We start from the raw sequence: 20,643 nt of genomic DNA on the forward strand, positions 1-20,643 counted from the left end.
GCTCCTGACTCAGCGCTAGCACCAGCGCCGGCACCGCAGACATTAGTCGCGGGTGAGCTTGCGGTGGGTCACCCGGTGCGGACGGGCCGCTTCAGCACCGAGCCGCGCCACCTTGTTTTCCTCGTACGCGTCGAAGTTGCCTTCGAACCAGAACCATTTGGCCTCGTTGTCCTCGTCACCCTCCCACGCCAGGATGTGCGTGCAGATCCGGTCGAGAAACCACCGATCGTGCGAGGTGACCACTGCGCAGCCGGGGAAGTTGACCAGCGCATTCTCCAGGGAGCCCAGGGTCTCGACATCAAGGTCGTTCGTCGGCTCGTCGAGCAGGATCAGGTTCCCGCCCTGCTTGAGGGTGAGCGCGAGGTTAAGGCGGTTGCGTTCACCGCCGGAGAGCAGACCCGCGGGTTTCTGCTGGTCAGACCCCTTAAAACCGAACGCCGCCACGTAGGCGCGCGACGGGATCTCGGTGCGTCCCACCTCGATGTGGTCCAACCCGCCGGACACCACTTCCCACACCGTCTTGGTGGGGTCGATGCCGGCGCGGTCCTGGTCGACGTAGCTGATCTTGACGGTTTCGCCGACCCGCACGGTGCCGCTGTCGGGTTGCTCAAGCCCCACGATGATCTTGAACAGGGTGGTCTTCCCGACCCCGTTGGGACCGATGACACCCACGATGCCGTTGCGGGGCAGGCTAAAGGAGAGGTCCTTGATCAAGGGGCGGCCGTCGTAACCCTTGTCGAGGTGCTCGACTTCGACGACGACGTTGCCCAAGCGGGGCCCGGCCGGGATCTGGATCTCCTCGAAATCCAGCTTGCGGGACTTCTCTGCCAGGGCGGCCATTTCCTCATAGCGCTGCAGCCTTGCCTTGCCCTTGGCCTGCCGCGCCTTTGCTCCGGAACGGATCCAGGCCAGCTCTTCCTGCAGCCGCTTCTGCAACTTGGCGTCCTTGCGGCCCTGCACCGCGAGCCGCTCGGCCTTTTTCTCCAGGTAGGTGGAGTAGTTGCCCTGGTAGGGATACGCGTGGCCGCGATCGAGCTCCAGGATCCATTCGGCGACGTTGTCGAGGAAGTAGCGGTCGTGTGTCACCGCCAGGATCGCCCCTTTGTAGGCGGCCAGGTGCTGTTCGAGCCACTTCACGCTTTCGGCGTCCAGGTGGTTGGTCGGCTCGTCGAGCAAGAGCAGGTCAGGTTTGGACAGCAGTAGCCTGCACAGCGCCACCCGGCGGCGCTCGCCGCCGGAGAGTTGGCTGACCGGGTCGTCAGGCGGCGGGCAGCGCAGCGCGTCCATCGCCTGCTCGAGCTGCGAGTCCAGATCCCACGCGTCGGCGTGGTCCAACTCCTCCTGCAACCGGCCCATCTCTGCCATCAGGTCGTCGGAATACTCGGTGGCCATCAGCTCGGCGATCTCGTTGAAGCGGTCAAGCTTAGCCTTGATATCGCCCACACCCTCCTCGACGTTGCCGCGAACGGTCTTCGCCTCATTCAGCGGCGGCTCTTGCAAGAGAATCCCGACGGTGGCGCCCGGAGCCGGGAAAGCCTCACCGTTGTTAGGCGTGTCCAGGCCGCCCATGATCCGCAGCAGGCTCGATTTGCCGGCGCCGTTAGGGCCGACGACGCCGATCTTGGCGCCCGCGTAGAAGCTCAGCGTGACATCGTCGAGGATCACCTTCTCGCCGTACGCCTTGCGGACTTTCTTCATCGTGTAGATGAACTCAGCCATGCCGCAGTGTTACCTCTCTGGTCTGCACGATTGCTCTGGTCTGCACGATTGCTCTGGTCTGCACGATTGCCCCGGACCATCCTAGGCGCGACGCAACCGCACACCGCGACTCGGTTGTCCTGTCCGGCGGCTTCGCGGCGTGTGGGTGTGCCGGCAGGCAGCGTGTCCGCGTTTTGGGTTTTGAGCTGGGCGTCACCACGAGCTGTCGCCGATTGGTGCATTGCCGACGTGGTCTCCCGACGACAAGACGCCCGTCACCGCCGGCTCCCCGGCGCATGGCCTCGCGGCTGCGGTGCAGGCCGTTACGGCTGGCGGAAGATCATCGGCAAGTACAGCGGACCGCGGATTGCCGGGGTGTCGCGCCACGTCGCCGGCCCGGCCAAGACGGGATCGCGGGCCAGGATCTGGCGCAGCGCCACCGTAGTTTCCAGTCGCGCCAGAGCCGCACCGAGACAGTAATGCGCACCGTATCCGAATGCCAGCGGTGCCGGTCCCGTCCGGCTCGGCTGGAACTGGTTAGGCTCATCGAAAATACCTGGATCACGGTTGGCAGCGGCGATGACAACGACAGCGTGTTCACCGCAGGCTATTTCGGTACCGCCAATTACTTGCTCGTCGGTCGCGCTGCGCGCCGTGGCCTGTACCGGGCCATCGAGCCGGAGCAGTTCGTCGATGAGCGACGGGTCGGCCGGATCGAGAGCGTCAACGAGGCGGATGCCGTCAGCATCAGCCTCTAACAGCCGGATCATGGCGGCGCCCAGTAGATTTGCCGTCGTTTCATGGCCGGCGACGGCAATCAGGATGGCGGTGATGACGACCTCATCGAGACGCAGGTCCGGGTCCGAGGCGATGAAGCTGAGGAGGTCATCACCAGGGCGGCGGCGGCGCTCGGCGGCCACGGGAAGAAACTCGGTCACGAGTGTCGCCGAGGCTGCAGCGCCGGCTTTGATCTCCTCAGGGTCGGCGAGCGCACCCAGCATCCGAATGATCGCGGGTGATTGCTCGCGAACGAGTTTTGAGGCTTCGGCGTCCAGGCCCAGCCATTCCCCGACAACCGCGATCGGCAGCGGCTGGGCGATGTCGGCCATAAAGTCGAACACCTTGCCTGTCGTGGGGTGCTCGGTGACGGACGCGGAGATGGCTTCGACGCCGGCAGTAAGGCCGGTGAGAAAGGAGCTGGTGAACACGTCGCGCACCGATCCGCGCAACCGGGTATGGCCGGCTCCGTCGGCGAACAGCATGGACCGCTCGACCAGATCTGAACCGAGCGCATCAAACGCCGCCCGGGCATTGGGGTTGGCCAGCGGGTCACTGCTCCACCCCGATCCGCCGAGTACTTGGCGCGCGGCGTCGTAGCCGAGAACGAGCCAGGCTTGGGCGGTTTCATCCCACACCACGTTGCCGTCGCGGCGGCGGCGCTCGTAGAACGGATAGGGATCGGCTGCGTCCCACGGCAGGCGTGGTGCTGTGGTGCTACGGGTGATCATGGGGCTCCAATCCGTACGGCAGGCCACGGGCACGGACCCAGGCGTCGTGCTGCTTGCCCAATGGCGTGATCGGCTTAGCGACTCCGTCCAGGTCGTCAATGCTCGACCGTATGTAGACCGTCGCTCCTAAGATTGCGCATATCGGGTTCAGGATGAGGTTGAGCCGGGGGAAGAAGACCAAGTCATCAGGCGCCGACAGGCGGCGAAGCGGGTGATCGGGCGGACGGATATCGATCAGGGCGCGGATGGCACGTTGTGAGGTGTCCCGGGTAAAGGTGACCGGCTGGGGCGCGAGCACCTCATAGAGCAGCTCAGCCATCCACCGGTATGCCTCGTCCACGGACAGTGTGAAACCTCCTGCGAAGTAACCTAACTCGGCCATCAGATCGTGCAGGTCGCGCTTGCGTCCGTCGATGGCTGCGCGAACCATCCCGACGAACCTGCGGCGCGCGCGCTCAGGCAGCACCTTGACACAGCCGAAGTCGACGAATCCGACGCTCCCGTCCGAACCGAACCGGTAATTCCCCGGATGGGGATCGGCGTTGAACAGGTTCGCGTGCCGGTAAGAACCCCCGACAAACCGCCCGATCACCTCTACCCAGGTGTTCTTCAGGTCTTGGTCGGCATGTTGCGCCGCGGCCCAGTCCATTCCGTCGAGATAGGTCATGGTCAGCACCCGATCACCGGAGGCTTCACGAACGACCTCTGGTACCCGGATAAACGGGTGGCCGCGGTAGAGCTCGCTGAACGCGGTGATGTTGGCGGCCTCATGGCGGTAATCGATTTCCTCGGTGATGCGCGCGGCGATCTCCCGGGTCATCTGTCGTAGATCCGGCTGCATCCCGGTACCTGACGCGGATGCGGCGAACCGGACGAAGGTCGCCAGCAGTTCGGCGTTAGCCAGATCGTCGCGGATCGCCTCTGCCACACCGGGGTACTGAATCTTGACCGCTACCTCGCGGCCGTCGTGCAGCACCGCACGGTGGACCTGGCCGATGGAGGCGGCCGCCATCGGCTCGGCGGTGAACTCGGCGAAGACCTCGTCGACGGGCCGGCCAAGATCGGCGTGCACTAGTTCCTCCGCTAAGGCCCGATCCATGGGCGGCGCATCGGCCTGCAGCCGAGACAGAGCTTTCTGGTAGGGCGAATAGCCGCCGTTACCAATTGAACTGGCGTCCAGCATGGACAACACCTGGGCGGCCTTCATGAGCACGCCTTTGGAGTGACCGAGTAGCTCGGTGTATCGCTCGGCGGTGCGTTCGTGGAAGCGTTGTACAGCGCCGGTCTCGCCGGTCCTCTCTCGCAGGGCGGCCACCATCCGCCCGCCCACGGCACGCGCGGTGAACCCGGCCAGCGGCATGGTGCGGCGGACTCGACCACGAGGCACCGGATCCTGCCTGCCCGCCACGGCGACCTCCTAGCGGCACCTCGACATAGCCGTTAAAGTATTCAGTTGTTCATGCTAAGTGGATACTTTGGGGAGGTCAATGCAAGCGGCGTCAACCCGAGAACGCCTGGTCACCGAGGCAATGCGACTCTTCAGCGAGCGGGGATACCAGGCGACCAGCGTCGCGGAGATCGAGGCCGCGGCAGGGCTGGCACCGGGCTCGGGTGCCCTATACCACCACTTCAAGTCGAAGCAGGAGCTCCTAGAAGCCGGCATCGACCGGCAACTGGACCGCCGCCGTGCCATGCACGATATCCGCGCGTTGTTCGCCGGGCTGGGCGACCTGCGCAGCGAGCTCACCATGCTGGGCCGGTATGTGCTGAGCGTGCTCGATGAAGAATCCCAGCTGCTGAAGATCGCCTCCCGAATTCCCTCGGATCGGTCGGCACGACTCATCGACGCTTACGCTGCGCTGTTCGACGGCCTTTACGCCGAACTGGCCGATTGGATAAGGGGCTGGGTCCCGAGCATTGGCCAGCAGGACGCCCGGATCATCGCTGCCATCGGCGTCAACGCACTCCACGGCAAACGGGTAGCCGGTGATCTGTTTCGCATGCCGCAAGCAGACATACCCGACGAGCAATACATCGCGGAGTGGACGGCACTGCTCGCCAGCCGGATCGATGCTGTGCGCAAGAAGGGCGATGGCAATGATGGCAAGAAGGGCGGTGAATAACCCGCGGCCCGGTCGCCGTGTCTGACGGCCGTGCAGTGTGTGGGAGCCTTGCCGGGGTTCGTCCCGGTCACGCCGCGCTCGCCGGCCCCGGGCCGGCCGGTGGCCTCGCGCCGTCCGCTACCGCGGGCGCCGGCGGATCACCCTCACCGGCGGCCGGCTCGGAGCCGGCCTCCGCGGGGGTTGTCGCGTCACCGCCTGGGGCTGTCCCGGTAGCGGAGTGCCCGAGCTTTTCGACCCGCACGATCGCTCGGGACACGTCCGGCCCGACCGCGCTGGCCCGCATCTCCACGGCGGACCGCCGCACACCGTCACGGTCTTGGTACTCGCTGGTGTACACGCTGCCGAGCACGATCACCGGCGAGCCCTTTCCCAGCGCTGCGCCGACGCCGGTGACCAGTCGGCCCCAGCAGTTGACGGTGATGAACAGCGAATTACCCGGCTCCCAATTGCCATCAGCGCCGCGGCGGCGGGAATTGCTGGCCACCCGGAACTTCATGACCTCCTGTCCGCCGACCATCCGGCGCTTCGGGTCGGTGACGATGGTGCCCACCACGGCCAGGGGCGTCTCGAACATCGTTGAGTCCTTCCGTTTCGCAGTTGGCGACGCCGCGCTACCGCCTCGCCGCCCGTGACGGGTCCATTGACCAGCCCGTCACCGACACCCGGCGCCCGCCGCGGCCGGTGTTTGGCACCCCTGCGGAGAAAGTTGTGGAGAAAACCATGACTGTGAGCGAGACGCCGATCAGCGCCGCCCGGAGGTGTCGCGGCGCGCCAATTCGGCCAGCATCGCGTTGTAGGCCGCCAGTTCGGCGTCGTCGTCACGCGTGGCGGCGCGGTCCAACCGCCGCGCCATCCGCTGATCGCTGCGCGACCACTGCACCAGCAGCGCGATCATGACGATAACCAAGGGCACTTCCCCTGCCGCCCATGCGATTCCACCGCCGAGTCGCTGATCGCCCAGCAGGTCGGTGTGCCAGCTCAACTGCAGCGACCGGTAGAAGCTTTCGCCCAGGACCCGCTGCGTGCCCATCATCACCACCCCGAAGAATGCGTGCAGCGGCAGCGAGGCGAACACCACGGCCACCTTGGCCAGCGGTGGGATCAGCCGCGGCGTGGGGTCCACGCCGATCACCACCCAGTAGAACAGGTAGCCGCTGAGCAGGAAGTGCGCGTTCATCAGGACGTGCCCTAAATGGCTGCCCGCCGCGGCGTCGAACAGCCCGCTGAGGTACAGCCCATAAAACCCGGCGACGAACAGCACGGTCGCGACGATCGGATGGGTGTAAAAGCGGGAGAGCCGGCTGTGCAGGGCCGCCAGCAGCCACTCCCGCGGGCCCGGCGCGTCGCCCCGCCCGGCGGGCGGCAGCGCCCGCAGCGCCAGGCTGACCGGACCGCCCAGCACCAGCAGGATCGGCACCAGCATCGACAGCGCCATGTGCACGGCCATATGCATGCTGAACATCGCCGGCAGGTAACGGCCCATACCCGAGGAGGTGACGAACAGCAGCAGCACACATCCGAGCAGCCAGGCCAGCGTCCTGCCGGCCGGCCAGGCGTCGCCGCGGCGACGCAGCCGGCGCACCCCAGCCAGGTACAGGACAGCCAACCCGAGCGCCGCCGTGCCGAAGATCAGGTCGAACCGCCAGTCGAAGAGCACCCGCACCACGGTGGGCGGTCCGTCGAAGTCGTAGCCGATCGCCACTTCGGGAATCGTGGGAATCCCGATCGGCGGTGGCGGTGGCGGGGTGCGGCTTAGCCCGACGGCGACCCCAATGGTGAGGCCGAAGACCACCGCCTCCGTCAGCGACAGCCGGATCAGCGCCCCTCGCGCGTGCGGGTTCGCTTGCAGCACGGCGACCGCGGTGCGGCGCTGACGCCAGCCGAGCACGCCGAGCACGCCCAGTGCGACGGCCTTGATGACGATCAACCGCCCGTAGGCGGTGGTCAGCAGATCGGAGGGCAGCACCCGCACCAGCGCGTTGATCACACCGCTAAGCGCCATCGCGATAAAGCACCACAGGGCGAGCGCCGAGAAGCGCCGCGCGGCCAGGTCGGCGTGATCCCGGTGACGCAGCGCGTGCGCCAGCAGGGCCAGCAGGCCGCCGGCCCACAGGCTGGCCGCGACAAGGTGGATCAGCAGGCTGTTGGTGGCCAGGTCATGCGAGCCGCCGGCCGACGAGTGGCCGGTCAGCCCCAGGGGAACCAGAGTTGCCAACGACCCGAACAGCAGCAGTGGGACCCACGGCCAGCGCAACACCGGCAGGCTGGCCAACGTCACCGCAGCGGCCAGCAACGCCGTCCAGCGCCACGCGGCGGCGGTGTTGATCAGGCTGGCCAGCGACCAGACCGTCGCCGGGTTGAGGTGGTTCGCCAACCGATGACCCGAGACATCCGAAATGGTCAGCGGCACCAGCAGCGCAGCGCACACGGTCCACGCTCCCGACGCCACCGTGCCCCAGCGCAGCGCCCGGTACCCGGCGACGTCGAGCACCCCGCTGGCTTGGGGTGGCACCAGAAAGGCCGCGAACAGGAACGAGCCGACGGCGACCATGGCGGCGACCTCCCCGGCCGCCCGCACGAATGGCAGCCCGAGCGTGGTCGCCAGGCCCGGATCGGGTAGCCCAGTGGCGGCCAGCGCATCCGCCCACGACAACAACCCGATCCCCGCCGCGGTGCCGCCCGCGAGCACGGCGACGCCGCCCAGCAGCGGCCACACCACCGCGCGACGCTCGCCGGTGGGCGAAGCGACTGTCATAAAGCTAGCCTATGGGCGCGCCGGCAAAGCCTCGCGGTTGAGTTCGGTTGCCCACAACTATCCGGCCTGTCGCGCGCGCCGGGCTTCGATTTCGCGGGCGACGAACTGCTGGCGCGCGATCTGGCCGACATGGTCGAAATCGCGCACAATGCTCCGCAATTCCCGCCGAAACGCGGTGCGGCGCTCGGCGAGGTCCGCCGCGGGCTCCAGCAGGCGCTGATCGGCGGCGACCTGGCGCGCCGTCGCGAACAGCAGCGTAGAGACCGGCTCGCTGCTACGGACCCGGCCCTGCGCGACGTATTGGGCGCCGACGCCGAGCGCCAGCCGTGTCAGGTCCTTCTGGCTGATTTCCGCCGGGGCACCACGCAGCACGTCGGCGACAATCTCGTACGCCTCGAAGAACACCCGCAGCATGGCATCCGATATCAGGGGCCGCTTCGCATACAGCATCGCGTCGATCTCGTCGGCGCCGGCGGCGAGGCGAGACTCCCAATCATCAAACCAGGCCATCTCTGCGGCGATGTTGGCCTTAAACGTTGCCGAGTCGGCAAAGTAGAAATCGAATTTCAGCAGGTCACGAAGCCGCATCGCCTGCGCCCAGAAGGCCTGCCGGCGGTCCCCGTCGGCGTGGCGGGCATGCGCCAGCGCGAGCTCGACGATCGAGGTCTCCAGGAAGGCATGGATGACCGAATTGCGGTAGAACGCCGCGGCGTGCTCGTCCTCGGGCGCAATGCGCCACACGGGTTCCCGGCCGCCGTCCACCCTGGTGACCGGATGCCCGTTCGACAGCGCATCGACGGCCGCCCGAACACCTTCGGGCTTGCGTAGCCGCAATGCACTGGTGGTCATCGGGATCTGCCTGCGCTCCAGGTAGTCCAGCGAATCCTGCAGGGTGCGGTGCAGCTGACCGAGGGTCAACGCCACCCCGTGGGTGGCCAGCAGCAGCGCAGACACCAGCCCGGTCGCGTTCACCGGCGTGGCCTGCAGGATACGCCACGCTACCTCGAACGACATCTTCTGCAGGGCAAGGCGTTTGGCCGCTTGATCGTGAGCCATCCGACCGCCCGGCGCCCCTAGGTAGTGGCGCATCGAAACCGCTTCGGGGAACCGGACGTAGATCTTGCCGTAGTTGCGTTCACCCTGGGCTTTGATGAATTTGTAGAGCCAGCTCACGCCCTCGGGCGTCTTTTCGGCCCCGCGCGCGTAGGCTGCGTACTCGGCGATCTCGTGCAACTGGTCGAAGCTGATCGAGACCGGCTGCAGCAAGATATCGTCGGTGCGGCCTTCCAGGTAAGCATCGGCAACGTAAGTCAGTAGACCGAGCTTGGGCGGCAACATTTTCCCGGTGCGTGAGCGGGTGCCTTCGATGGACCAGCTGAGGTTGAACCGCTTCTCGACGAGATAGCCGACGTATTCCTTGAGCACATATCGATACAGCGGGTCGCCGTCGATGCTGCGGCGGATGAAGATGACGCCCGAGCGGCGCATCAGCGGCCCCATCAGGCCGAAGGCCATGTTGATCCCGCCGAACACATGCGTCTTGGGCAGGCCGTTTTCGGCGAGCGCGACCGTGAGCACGGCGCTGTCCAGATTGGATCGATGCGACCACAGCAGGACGGCGGGATGGGATTCCAGCGCCGCGCGCATGGCCGCCACCTGATACTGGTCGTAGTCGATCTGGGGATCAAAACCACGAGAAAACAGTGACTTGGCAAGCGCGGGAATCAGATCCACCGAAAGCCGGCTCCATCCGGTGGCCATCTCGTCGAGGATTTTGCCGGCCTCCTCGAGCGTTGCTCCCGGGATCTGTTGCAGTCCGGCACGAAATCGGGCCGACGCCAGCATCTCGGGCTTCACCAATCGGGGCGACTTGTACTCCGGGCCGAGCAGCCGGTAGGCGACGCGTTCCATGGCCAGGATCGCGCGGCGGGTGACAAACTGCGCGAAATCGTGCGGATGCTCGCCGACCGTGGTGTCACGCCACTGCTGGCGAAGTTCGGACACCTTGGCGGCCTCCCCGGCGACCACCCGGGCACGGCGGGGGTCGGCGCGCAGGATCCGGCGCTGCCGCCGTTCGCTGGGGTGGTAGGGATCCTGGCCGGGAAGCACCCCGACCCACTTGCTCAGTCGTCGCCTACCGGCGGGGGGGAGCCAGAACACCCGGACCGGCACGATCGAGCGGTCCTCGCCGGAGTCGAGCTGCTCGACGAGCGCACTTAGTGCCGCCGGCGGCGAATTGTGGTGCGGCAGCCGCACCACGTCGATCTTGGCCCCGGGATGGCGAGCCCGCTGCTGCTGCAGCCATTCGGAGAGCAGTTCGGCTTCTACCGCGGATGACACGGCCGCCAGCACCAACGTGTCCTCGCTCGTGGTGAATGTGCCGGTGTCGAGGGCCGGTTTCGTCACGATCGTCCTTTCGGGCGGGATGGCTCGGCGTTGTGGCTGACCGGGGTGGGCCTCGGCGGCACCCGGGCCGTCTTTTGGGCCGCCGTTCTGGCCGCAGCCGTCTTGGGGCGCCTGGCTTTGCTGGGCGCGGGCTTCCCGCGGGCGTGCGGACCCGCCTTGGGCAGCTCTCCGACCGGCCAGTTGGCCAGCGTGTCCACATACAGCCGGCGCACCTCGGCAATGCGATCGGACAACGTGTCAAGCGTCCAGTCGTCGACGGGGATCGGGGGAAGCACCGCCACATCCACGGTGCCGGGATTCATCGTGGTGGAGTTCCGGGCGGCAATGATCTCGGCGTTGCGGATCACGATCGGCACCAGGGGGATGCCCGCCGCCATTGCGATGCGAAACGGCCCCTTTTTGAACGGCCCCACCCCGGTGGTGTCCACGCGGGTGCCCTCGGGGGCGATCACGATCGACAGCCCGGCTTTCGCCCGCTGCTCGACCCGATGCAGTGCCGCCACCGCGGCGGCCGGATCGTCTCGGTCGATGAACACCGCGTCGAGTAATTTGCCCAGCGTGCCAACGATCGGGTCGCTTTCCAGTTCCTTTTTGGCTACGCCGGTCCAATCCTCGCGCACCAGCGCGGCAACAATGATCGGATCGACTTGGTTGCGGTGATTGAAGATGAACACCGCCGGACGTTGTGCGGTCAGATTCTCGGCGCCAATGACATTCAGCCGCACGCCGCTGGTGGCCAGCAGCAGCTGCGACCAGGCGGAGGTGAAAAAGTTCACGCCCCGGCGCCGGCTGCGGGTCAGCAAGCCCAGCCCGACCGCGCCGGCGGCGACCGGGAACAGCGAGCCGATCCCGGCGAGGGCCCGCAGTTGGCTGGCGATGCCGAAGTTGCCGCGGCTGGTGAACCGCAAGATCGGCCAGCCGCGGCGGCGCGCGACGGTGGCCATCTTGCCTTTCGGGTTGGTCGGCCGGGGATTGCCGACCAGGTACATCAACGCGACGTCCTCGTCACCGTCGGCGTAGAAATAGCTGTCATTCAGGTCGATGCCGTGCTCGACGGCAAACCGCTGCACGGCCTCGGCCTTGCCCGGTCCCCACAGGATCGGCTTGACCACCCTGCCGGTGAGGATCCCGTTGTCGTCGGTCTCGAACCGGTTGCTGAGCGTGTGCGGGATGCCCAGATAGCGGGCGACCGGGTCGACCTGGATGGTCAGCGCCGACGAGCTGAGCACCACGGTGTGGCCACGGGCCAGGTGGGCGCGCACCAACTCCCGCATTTCCGGGTAGATCCGGGATTCGATCTTCTGGGTGAAAAGCCGCTCCCCGATCTCTTCCACGTCGCTCAACGCCCGTCCGCGCAGCATCGCGGCCGCCCTGGTGATCAGCTCTTCGAACTCGATGCGCCCGAGTTGATGGTTGAGGCCGGCCTGAACCATGCCGATCAGCTCACCGACACCCATCTCGCGGCGTCGGAAGCGCTCCTGGGTGAGCATGACGCCGGTAAAGCCCGCGACCAGGGTGCCGTCCAGGTCGAAAAACGCCCCGATCTGGGGACCGGGCGGGCTGGCCATCACCTCGGCGACCGAGCCGGGTAACCGCACATCGGGGCGCTGGGCAGTCATGAGCCCGACAATGATGCCGACAACGAGTCGGGCGCTTCGACCGCGAACGACGCCGGCACCGCGTGTGGCGCCGGGTCACCGGCCAGCGCGAGGACCTCGTCGAAACCCTCCAGCAGGCACCGCGCGAACAGTGACTCGTGCCGGACCGCGGCCCTGTCGTAGCGCACGGTGACGGTGCAAAACCCGCCCCGGGAAATCAGTACGGCCATCATCGCCACACCCGGCAGCGGTCCAAAGCCGTACTGCCGCAGCACTTTGGCGCCGGCGATGTAGGTCTCGCCCGGGTAGCCGGGCAGATTGCTGGCCTGCACGTCTGACGCGATGATCGAGCCCGTGATGGCCTCCAGCACCGGTGTGGGCAGGACGCTCAGCACCGGAGCAACCGCACCGAGCACGTTAAGGGCCCGCTCTTCGCGGCGCTGCGTCATCTGGGCGCGGATCTTTTTGATGCGCTCCGCCGGATCGGCCGTGCCGACCGGTGCCGCCAGGTTGACGCCCGCAAACCGGTTACCGCCGGCAGGGTCGGCATCGCCGCGCAAGTTCACCGGCACCGCCATCGGCAGTGCGCTGACGGGCACGCCGAGGGCCACATGGTAGCGTCGCAGCGCGCCGCACAGGCCCGCCAAGTAGGCATCGTTGATTGACCCGCCGCCGGCTTTTGCGGCCTGGTGCAAATCGGAGAGCACCATGTCGAGCGCTTCGCTGCGGGTGGACAGGCTGCGGCGGCGCAGCAACGGCGACGGCTCGGCCGCCCGCCGCAGCACCCGGGCACTCGAGCGGAGGTAGCCAACGACCCCCGTCACCGCCGACGCCGGGTTGAGAACCGCCCGTCCCGCCAGCGATGCCGCGTCCCGGACACCGCCGGCCAGCGCGGCGGGCAGCTGGGCGACACCCCGCAGCATCAAGTCATTGGCAGTCAGGTCTTCGGGGATTGGTTGCGGGGGTGTCGGCTCGGGCGCGGGATCGCGCTCCAGGTCGTAGATGTGCGCGAACATCTCCAGGCTGCCGACCCCGTCGGTGACGGCATGGCTGAGATGCAGGAGCATCGCCGCCTTGCCGTCGGCGAGCCCTTCGATCAGGGTGGCCGACCACAGCGGCCGGGAGATGTCCAGCGGCGACTGCAGCACCACCTCGGCCAGGTCGAACGCTTCGCGCAACGTTGCCGGTTCGGGGACCCGCACGCGTCGCACATGGAAATCCAAATCGAAGTCGGGGTCCACCACCCAGCGGGGTCTGGCCGTCGGCAGCGTCGGCACCACGACCTTCTGCCGCAGCCGCAGCGCTCGTCGCGACGCGTGGTCGAATGCGGTCCGAAAACGTCCCCAGTCCGGCACGGTGTCAAGAAGTTCTAACCCCATGATCCCCGAGCGGGTCCGAGGGCAGGCTTCCCCCCGGTGCAGCAGATAGTCGAGCGCCCCCAACTCGGTGGGCAACCCGGCGGCATCGACGGATTCAGCCATGGCAACGCCCCCGCGCGGGTCCGGCCAGCCGAGTCGCCAGCCCGGTCATCGCCACTCCAGCCTCCCCTTTTAAAGGCGGGTCCATCCCCGGTGCCACCACCACGCTAACCCGGTTGACACGGCAACGGGAACCAATTGAGCGGATCCGGCCCGGCATGAGACACCGGATAGAGAGCTCACGAAACACCGTGAAATCAAGCCGAATTGGCAATTCGGCGACTCGCGTTCAGTCCCGATGCCACCGGAACCGGCAACGAAGCCGTGCGCGCACCAGCATAGCGGCCATAGACGACCCCCAAAAAGTCCGCGACGGCGCCGGCGGTCAGTCGCGAGCGGGCTGTGGCGACGGTGTCGAACGCGTGGTGGGCGTTGGGCAGCTCGGCATAGCACACCACCGCAGCTCCGGCCGCGCGCAGCGCGGCGCAAAAGGCCCGCGCCTGGGCGCTGGGAATCACCGAATCGCTGCGCCCATGCAGCACGAAAAATGGCGGCGCGCCACGGTGGGCATGGGTAATCGGCGACGCCGCCCTAAACAGCTCGGGGTCATCGGGGTAGCGGGTTTGCATGACGAAATGCTCCAAAAACGGCAGCATCACTTCGTGCATAGCCGCGGCACTGGTGAGGTCGTAGACCCCATAAAGCGGCACGGCCGCCTGCACGGTGGTGTCGGCGTCCTCAAAACCCGGCTGCAGTCGGCTGTCATTTGCGGTCAGCGCGGCCAACGACGCCAGATGCGCCCCGGCGGAACCACCGGTGATCGCGATGAAGCCGGGGTCTCCCCCGTAGCCGGCGATGTTGTCGCGCACCCAGGCGATCGCCCGCTTGACGTCGACGATGTGCGCCGGCCACGCGGCCCGCGGGCTGCGGCGATAGTCGATGGACACACAGATCCAGCCGCGTTCGACCAGCCGGCTCATCAGCGGATACGCCTGACCGCGTTTGCCGTTGACGGCCCACCCGCCGCCGGGAACCTGCACCAGCACCGGCGCCGGACGCTCGCTCGGCGATCCAGGATGCCGCCAGATGTCCAGCAGGTTGTCACGGCCGGCGGGGCCATAGGCGATATCCGATGTCTGCGCGGCGTAGCGGCGGCGATGCCCGGCCATGTGTAGCAGGCCGTCCCGGCGGGGACACCCGTGCTGCTCGTCGAGCGGATGACACACCGTATCGAGGTAGTTAGCCCCGAGCGCTTCCCCCAGCGCCGTGCTGAGAACCTGATCCGCCTGCTGCGCCGCCCAGCCCGCCGCCATGCGACCGACGGAGAGCGGGGCTACCCCGGACAACGCATGCCCGGTCAGCACCTGCGGGCGAAATTCCGCGGACAGCCAGCCCGCAAACCAGCCCACCGCCGACGGCGCGGCGCGCAACAACAACGCGCCGGTGCGGTACCCGGTCAGGGGTGCGATCGCCAGGTGCAGTCCGTGGTGTAGCACCTGGGAGCCCATGCGTGAGCACCGGCCCGTCACGGCCGTGGCTATGCCCATAGCGATGCCGCTCCTTGACCCAGGGCACGGACGTCGTTGTCCGCACACAGCTGGCGGCTCACTGTGACCGTGCCGTACCCGCGCTTGTTGGTGCTCGCCTGGATTTTTCATCGAATGTGGAGCTCAGGGGTGTCGCTAACGTGAAAGGTGCACTACCGCAAGGATAATCGGAGTATTCGAGGCACGGTTATCCAGGATGGGAGTGCACCTGTCAGATGCAGGATACTACGGGTTGGTCGAAGAATGTCCGAGTTGAGGTCCGTGGCGACGACGTGGTCGGGCACGCCGGTAACGTGATACCCCGGTTGCTGGCCGACAATCTGGGTTTGACCAGCGGTTTGTCGTCGGTGCTGTCGCGCCCAGAAGTCACCCACGACCGAGGCGCGGTGTTGCGCGATGTGGCGGTATCGATCGCGGGCGGAGCACAGAACCTGGCCGGCACCGCGGTGCTGCGCGATCAGCACCGGTTGTTTGAGGCGGTGGCGTCGGTTCCGACGATGTGGCGGTCCCTGGGCGAGATCGACAAGCAGAGCATCACCGAGGTCACGGCCGTGCGCAACAAGGTCCGCTCTCGGGTGTGGGAGGCGATCGAGGCCCGCCACGGTGCGATCCCGGCTTCGCAGACCTGCTATGGGGACCTCGGGGACACGATCGTGATCCGCATCGACGCCTCGCTGATTCAGTCGCACAGCGATAAGCAGCACGCCGCAGGCAATTTCAAAGGCGGGTTTGGCTTCCACCCGCTGTTGGCGTGGTGTGACAACACCGGCGAACTGCTGGCGGTGATCGCCCGTCCCGGCAACGCCGGCTCGAACACCGCGGCCGATCATATCGCGATCATCGACGCCGCGATCGCGGCGATCCCGGCCACGTGGCGCCGCAAGTTGCTGGTCACCATCGACGGCGCGGGTTCAAGCCACGCCGTCGTCGAACACCTGGAGAAACTCAATGCCCGGCCGGGGATGTCGGTGGGCTACTCGGTCGGATTCGACCTCGATGAGCGGGTCCGGGTCGCGATCGGCCAGATGCCCGATGCGGGATGGCAAGCCGCGCTGGATGCCACCGGGGCGGCCCGCGACGACGCCCAGGTCGCCGAGTTGACCGGGCTGCTGCGCCACAGCACCGGAGGGGATCAGCTGGTCGGCTGGCCGGCCGGCATGCGCGTCCTGGTGCGGCGCGAAGAAATCGAACACGGCACCCAGTTGTCGTTGTTCGAGCAGCTGGCCGGCTACCGCTACCAGGTCCTCGCCACCTCGACTGCCGGTGGACAACCCCAGCGACTAGAAGCCCGCCACCGCGTCCACGCCCGGGTGGAGGGCTTCATCCGCACCGGCAAAGACACCGGCCTGGCCCGCTGGCCCTCACACTCGTTCGCCATCAACACCGCTTGGGTCACCGCCGTCGCGATCGCCATCGACCTGCTGTGCTGGATGCGACTGCTACTGCTGGACGGCCCACTGGCCAAAGCCGAACCCGCCACCCTGCGCTACCGGCTGCTGCACGCCGCGGCCCGGCTGATCAAACGATCCCGCTACCTGATCCTGCGGATCCCCCAAACCTGGCCCTGGGCAAAAGAATTCGCCGACGCCCTCAACAGGGTCCGCGCCATACCCTGACCCACAGGCCCCTGTGCCCGCTCGACCCCAAGAAAGGAGTAACCACCCCCGGGATAAAGGACCCGGCGTCACCGCACGACACGCGGCGCCGCCGCCTACCCCCAACCTCAAAACCTCGACAAAGCTGCCACCTCGCAGACCGCCACAGCAGAACCCGGGCCACCGTGAAATTCTGAGGCTCGTCACACAATAGCCGAATAGGTCTTACGGTCAACACATTTCGGTCGGCGTTGCGTCCTCGGAATCGGCCCGCCATCGCCGTTGGATAGACTGACCTGCGCATTGCCTCCGTAGCTCAGTTGGATAGAGCAAGGGCCTTCTAATCCCTAGGTCGCAGGTTCGATTCCTGCCGGGGGCACCCGTGCTTATGCGGGCAAAGCCGTCCACAATGCGCCAACCCACAGGTGCTTCACACCGATTTGAGCTAAGTTAATATATCGTGTCATTCGCGTTTCGCAACCAGATCACGCTAGCCGACAAGAGCCTCCAATCGGACAAAACGAGTGTCCCGCTGACGGACAACGTAACGCTCACTGCCCCGGCTGGCTTCACCAATGCGGATAGGCTCACGCTCGAGGGACAGGGCTACCCGTGTGCAGATAAGGCTTATGAGGAGGGCAAACGGTGGCGGCATCGACTTTCCGTGGCGTTCGCACACGCAGGAATTGCCGCTGATTTCGATGCGCCGCCTTTTCCCGAGCGCCGCCAAAATGACCGGCCGGAATCACCCGAAGCCCCGGGCCTGCATGTCTTTCCTCAGGCTGGATTGATGGTGCATATCGGCATTACAATGAACGCCTTCGTCGGCCAATGCCTGGACACGTTCCTATCCCACCTATCCCAAGACCTGGATCCGGCGCTTGGATCTGTTCCCCAGGGCCTTGACCAACGACTAGAACTGGCCTACGCAACTTTTCACAGGGCACTCGCGACCAGGAATGCAGAACTGAAGTTCGTTTTTCTTGTGACGGCTGTCGAAGCACTAATCGAGGAAGGGGAAAAGCCACAACCGATCCGCGACGCTCTCAGGGTGCTACAAAAACACGTACGCGATCAATCAGCGGATTTCGCGCCGGACGTCAAGGAGAGGCTGATTCAGATTCTCGAGAATGCAGAGCAAGAATCGATCAGCCAACGTGGCGCACAACTGGCTTCACAGTTGAGCGGCACCTATGGCGACAAGACACCGGAAGGCTTTTTCAAGCATGTCTACGGGCGTCGAAGCCAAATCGTTCACGGCAGCACTGAGTACACAGGGAAAAACAAGCGCCCGTCAGCGCGACAGATTGCAGGCGATATCCCGGAATTGCAAAGATTCGTGTTGGATCTCTTGCACGCCGCCCGCTCTACATAACCGCCGGCCGTCATCACAGGCTCGATCGTCGGGTGCCGCGGCGAATGGCCTGGCAGAACGACTCGGATTCGCGGCCGGGAAGGTGCCAAGATGGTGGGGTCTAGAGTTCTGCGGACGAAGGAGCTGTCACGATCACCAGGACGCTCAACGGTGGCAAGTCCCCGCCGGCGGACCCGCTCACGTCCGGTGAACGCCGCGCCGCGCTGACAGCGCTCGCCGTGCTCGCCGGTGTCGTCGCGGTGGGCGTGCTCGCGTGGGTGCTAAGCGGCGGCGCGCCCACAGATCAGCGGTCCGGTGAGGGCTGCGTGACCATCGCGTTCCCGAGCACGATGGGTGGCGGCATCGAGCGCGCATGCGGCGCGGCCGCCCACGACTGGTGCCGCGCCGCCGGCGCCCGGCGGGACGCGCACGCTGCGGCGATTCAGGCTCAGTGCCGGGTCGCGGGGATCCGGCCATAGGGGCAACACCGGCGATCCGGTGCGGCCGGTTGGCTCAGGCGCGAGCGGTCAAGCCGTGGTTTCGCTTTCGCACCGCATACCACGGATTCGGATACTGCGGCGGGCCTCAGCCCGATCCAGTGGTCAAGCGATAGGCCCCTGGGCGATCCCGACAGCCGACTCATGTCGGCGTCTAAAACGACTGGGCACCAACAAGATTCGTCTGCGTCATTTCGGGCACCCGCAGGCACCCGCAAGCGGAAATTCAGATTTAACAACGCGTTATCTGGCAGAAACTCCCCGATGCGATAGTGTGACCGCCCGCCGCAGCCGGTGTGATTGAGAGGGTATGCCCAGATGAACCCTTATCCCGATTGGCTCAACTCAGGGGACAACGCTTGGCAGTTGGTGGCCGCGACGCTGGTCGGGCTGATGAGCATCCCCGGTATTGCGGTGCTGTATGGGGCTCTCGTCCAAAAGAAGTGGGCGGTCAACACGATGCTGATGGCCTTCACCGGGTTTTCGCTGGTGCTGGTGGTCTGGGTGCTGTGGGGGTTCAAGATGGGCTTTGGGGAGCCCCAAAAGCTCGGCCCGGGCATCCTGGGATCCGCGGTGGGTAAACCGCGGCCCATCCTGGGGGCCGGCAACCAGCATCGGGCAAGCATCCCGCTGCTCGACGCGGGCATGCCCAAGTTCCGATTCTCCGAGACCACGCTGGCCTACTTCCAGTTCGTGTTCGCGGCCATCACCCCGCTGCTGTTCTTGGGCAGCGTGGTGGGCCGGATGAACTTCAAGGTGTGGCTGATCTTCGTGCCGCTGTGGTCGACTTTCGCCTACTCCGTCAACGCGTTCCTGGTGTGGGGCGGCGGCTTTTGGGCGCAGCCGCACCCCGGCGCCACCAGCGCGTGGACCACCGGGGCGCTGGACTTCTCCGGTGGGTACGTGATCCACCTGGCCGCCGGCACCAGCGGGTTCGTCGCCGCCGCGGTGATCGGGCCCCGACTGGCGCGCGACCGCCAACGCGCGGTGCCCAACAACCTGCCGATGGCCGCCGTGGGGGCGGGCATCCTGTGGCTGGGCTGGAACGGGTTCAACGGTGGTGACCCCTACTTCGCCGGCACCAACGCCTCCCTAGCGGTGCTCAACACCAACCTGGCCACCGCGGTGGCGCTACTGACCTGGGTGATCTGGGACATCTTCGCCAGCCGCGACCGTAAACCCACCTTCCTGGGGGGAATCAACGGCATGATCACCGGCCTGGTGGCGATCACCCCCGCCGCCGGCTTCGTCAACAGCCTCGGCGCGATGATCATCGGCGTGCTGGCGTCCTCGCTGGTGTGGATGTCGTGGAACTGGCTCGGCCGCACCCGGCTTTTCCGCAAGGTCGACGACGCCCTCGGGGTCGTGCACACCCACGGGGTGGCCGGCCTGACCGGCGGACTGCTCGTGGGCGTGCTGGCCGACCCGCACATCGTCTTCTACCTCGGCAACGGCAAGGACGTCGCCGACGTCACCGCGGCGGGCTGGCTGTGGGGCCATCACCCCGCGCAAATCCTGATCCAACTCGGCGCTGCGCTCACCATCATCGCCTGGGACGGCCTGATCACGTTCGCCATCTTGCGAATCCTCGGCCTGTTCATGAATCTGCGGGCAGCCGACGATGTCTTGGAACTCGGCGACATCGCATTGCACCAAGAAGAGGCCTACCCCGACGAAACCATCGTCACCGGCCGTCTCGGCGAGACCTTGGTTCCCGCGACCCCCGCCGGCGGTGGCGCAGCACAGCACGCCCAGGCCGCGGAAAGCTGACGCACGATGAAGCTGATCACCGCGATCGTGAAACCCTTCGCGATCGACGACATCAAATCCGCCGTAGAGCAGCTGGGGGTGCTTGGCCTGACCATCACCGAGGTGCAGGGCTATGGCCGCCAAAAAGGCCACACCGAGGTCTATCGGGGCGCCGAGTACCAGGTGGACTTCATCCCCAGGGTGAAGGTGGAAGTGCTGGTCAACGACGAATCCGTGGACCGCGTGGTCGAGGGGATCATCAACGCCGCCCACACCGGCAAGATCGGTGACGGCAAGGTCTGGGTAACTCCCCTGGATGCGGTGGTGCGGGTGCGCACCGGCGAACGCGGCGCGGACGCCATCTAAGTTCCCATCTAAGCTCATTGCCCCACACC

At 66.5% G+C, this 20,643-nt stretch carries 15 protein-coding genes and 1 tRNA gene; 7 read left to right on the forward strand and 9 right to left on the reverse strand.

Annotated features, from left to right (window positions below; translation table 11 throughout):
* Positions 1-42: 42 nt before the first annotated feature.
* From ettA to MSM1_RS02210, 3 genes are all read right to left on the reverse strand, one after another.
* Positions 43-1,719, reverse strand: coding sequence for an energy-dependent translational throttle protein EttA (gene ettA / locus MSM1_RS02200; protein WP_213439984.1), 1,677 nt, complete (start codon positions 1,717-1,719; stop codon positions 43-45).
* Positions 1,720-2,021: 302 nt separating this feature from the next.
* Positions 2,022-3,206, reverse strand: coding sequence for a cytochrome P450 (locus MSM1_RS02205; protein WP_213439985.1), 1,185 nt, complete (start codon positions 3,204-3,206; stop codon positions 2,022-2,024).
* Positions 3,193-4,566, reverse strand: a complete 1,374-nt coding sequence (locus tag MSM1_RS02210; protein WP_213441291.1) for an AarF/ABC1/UbiB kinase family protein — start codon at positions 4,564-4,566, stop codon at positions 3,193-3,195. The genes MSM1_RS02205 and MSM1_RS02210 overlap by 14 nt, the downstream gene beginning before the upstream one ends.
* Before the next feature lie 127 nt (positions 4,567-4,693).
* Between MSM1_RS02210 and MSM1_RS02215 the strand changes: the two genes are divergently transcribed.
* Positions 4,694-5,329, forward strand: a complete 636-nt coding sequence (locus MSM1_RS02215) for a TetR/AcrR family transcriptional regulator (protein ID WP_213439986.1) — start codon at positions 4,694-4,696, stop codon at positions 5,327-5,329.
* Between the two features lie 67 nt (positions 5,330-5,396).
* Here MSM1_RS02215 and ssb read toward each other — a convergent pair whose 3' ends face one another.
* From ssb to MSM1_RS02245, 6 genes are all read right to left on the reverse strand, one after another.
* Entirely contained in the window at positions 5,397-5,903 is a 507-nt protein-coding gene (ssb, locus tag MSM1_RS02220; RefSeq protein WP_213439987.1) for a single-stranded DNA-binding protein, read from the reverse strand.
* 168 nt (positions 5,904-6,071) lie between these two features.
* Entirely contained in the window at positions 6,072-8,084 is a 2,013-nt protein-coding gene (locus tag MSM1_RS02225; protein WP_213439988.1) for a cytochrome c oxidase assembly protein, read from the reverse strand.
* A 57-nt stretch (positions 8,085-8,141) separates the two neighbouring features.
* A complete protein-coding gene (locus MSM1_RS02230; RefSeq protein WP_213439989.1) occupies positions 8,142-10,490 on the reverse strand; it encodes a glycerol-3-phosphate 1-O-acyltransferase in 2,349 nt (782 codons plus the stop codon).
* On the reverse strand, positions 10,487-12,109 hold the full coding sequence (locus MSM1_RS02235; protein ID WP_213439990.1) for an HAD-IB family hydrolase/lysophospholipid acyltransferase family protein: 1,623 nt from the start codon (positions 12,107-12,109) through the stop codon (positions 10,487-10,489). Before MSM1_RS02235 ends, MSM1_RS02230 begins: the two co-directional genes overlap by 4 nt.
* Positions 12,106-13,569, reverse strand: a complete 1,464-nt coding sequence (locus MSM1_RS02240) for a wax ester/triacylglycerol synthase family O-acyltransferase (protein WP_213439991.1) — start codon at positions 13,567-13,569, stop codon at positions 12,106-12,108. Before MSM1_RS02240 ends, MSM1_RS02235 begins: the two co-directional genes overlap by 4 nt.
* 194 nt (positions 13,570-13,763) lie before the next feature.
* Positions 13,764-15,053, reverse strand: coding sequence for an alpha/beta hydrolase (locus MSM1_RS02245; RefSeq protein WP_213439992.1), 1,290 nt, complete (start codon positions 15,051-15,053; stop codon positions 13,764-13,766).
* 215 nt (positions 15,054-15,268) lie between these two features.
* On the opposite strand from MSM1_RS02245, the gene MSM1_RS02250 reads away from it, so the two are divergent.
* The 6 genes from MSM1_RS02250 to MSM1_RS02275 all read left to right on the forward strand — a co-directional run bounded on the left by MSM1_RS02250 (position 15,269) and on the right by MSM1_RS02275 (position 20,614).
* Positions 15,269-16,669: an IS1380 family transposase gene (locus tag MSM1_RS02250; RefSeq protein WP_213439993.1), complete on the forward strand. Its 1,401-nt coding sequence runs from the start codon at positions 15,269-15,271 to the stop codon at positions 16,667-16,669.
* Positions 16,670-16,953: 284 nt separating this feature from the next.
* A tRNA-Arg gene (locus tag MSM1_RS02255) sits at positions 16,954-17,027 on the forward strand.
* Between the two features lie 81 nt (positions 17,028-17,108).
* Positions 17,109-18,023, forward strand: coding sequence for a HEPN domain-containing protein (locus MSM1_RS22645; RefSeq protein ID WP_213439994.1), 915 nt, complete (start codon positions 17,109-17,111; stop codon positions 18,021-18,023).
* A 218-nt stretch (positions 18,024-18,241) separates the two neighbouring features.
* Positions 18,242-18,481 carry a hypothetical protein gene (locus tag MSM1_RS02265; RefSeq protein ID WP_213439995.1) on the forward strand — a complete coding sequence of 80 codons (240 nt, stop codon included), beginning with the start codon at positions 18,242-18,244 and terminating at the stop codon, positions 18,479-18,481.
* Between the two features lie 336 nt (positions 18,482-18,817).
* On the forward strand, positions 18,818-20,269 hold the full coding sequence (locus MSM1_RS02270; RefSeq protein ID WP_213439996.1) for an ammonium transporter: 1,452 nt from the start codon (positions 18,818-18,820) through the stop codon (positions 20,267-20,269).
* A gap of 6 nt (positions 20,270-20,275) precedes the next feature.
* Positions 20,276-20,614, forward strand: coding sequence for a P-II family nitrogen regulator (locus tag MSM1_RS02275; protein WP_213439997.1), 339 nt, complete (start codon positions 20,276-20,278; stop codon positions 20,612-20,614).
* Positions 20,615-20,643 lie beyond the last annotated feature (29 nt).

This window comes from Mycobacterium sp. SM1 (genome assembly GCF_018361265.1).
Classification (GTDB): domain Bacteria; phylum Actinomycetota; class Actinomycetes; order Mycobacteriales; family Mycobacteriaceae; genus Mycobacterium.

What these genes read in the sequence shown, in the direction of transcription:
- MSM1_RS02240 (WP_213439991.1), bottom strand. Translation starts at nt 13,569, where the DNA reads ATGGCTGAATCCGTCGATGCCGCCGGGTTGCCCACCGAGTTGGGGGCG.
- ssb (WP_213439987.1), bottom strand. Translation starts at nt 5,903, where the DNA reads ATGTTCGAGACGCCCCTGGCCGTGGTGGGCACCATCGTCACCGACCCG.
- MSM1_RS02210 (WP_213441291.1), bottom strand. Translation starts at nt 4,566, where the DNA reads ATGCCGCTGGCCGGGTTCACCGCGCGTGCCGTGGGCGGGCGGATGGTG.
- MSM1_RS02250 (WP_213439993.1), top strand. Translation starts at nt 15,269, where the DNA reads ATGCAGGATACTACGGGTTGGTCGAAGAATGTCCGAGTTGAGGTCCGT.
- MSM1_RS02235 (WP_213439990.1), bottom strand. Translation starts at nt 12,109, where the DNA reads ATGACTGCCCAGCGCCCCGATGTGCGGTTACCCGGCTCGGTCGCCGAG.
- MSM1_RS02215 (WP_213439986.1), top strand. Translation starts at nt 4,694, where the DNA reads ATGCAAGCGGCGTCAACCCGAGAACGCCTGGTCACCGAGGCAATGCGA.
- MSM1_RS02270 (WP_213439996.1), top strand. Translation starts at nt 18,818, where the DNA reads ATGAACCCTTATCCCGATTGGCTCAACTCAGGGGACAACGCTTGGCAG.
- MSM1_RS02275 (WP_213439997.1), top strand. Translation starts at nt 20,276, where the DNA reads ATGAAGCTGATCACCGCGATCGTGAAACCCTTCGCGATCGACGACATC.
- ettA (WP_213439984.1), bottom strand. Translation starts at nt 1,719, where the DNA reads ATGGCTGAGTTCATCTACACGATGAAGAAAGTCCGCAAGGCGTACGGC.
- MSM1_RS02205 (WP_213439985.1), bottom strand. Translation starts at nt 3,206, where the DNA reads ATGATCACCCGTAGCACCACAGCACCACGCCTGCCGTGGGACGCAGCC.
- MSM1_RS02245 (WP_213439992.1), bottom strand. Translation starts at nt 15,053, where the DNA reads ATGGGCATAGCCACGGCCGTGACGGGCCGGTGCTCACGCATGGGCTCC.
- MSM1_RS02225 (WP_213439988.1), bottom strand. Translation starts at nt 8,084, where the DNA reads ATGACAGTCGCTTCGCCCACCGGCGAGCGTCGCGCGGTGGTGTGGCCG.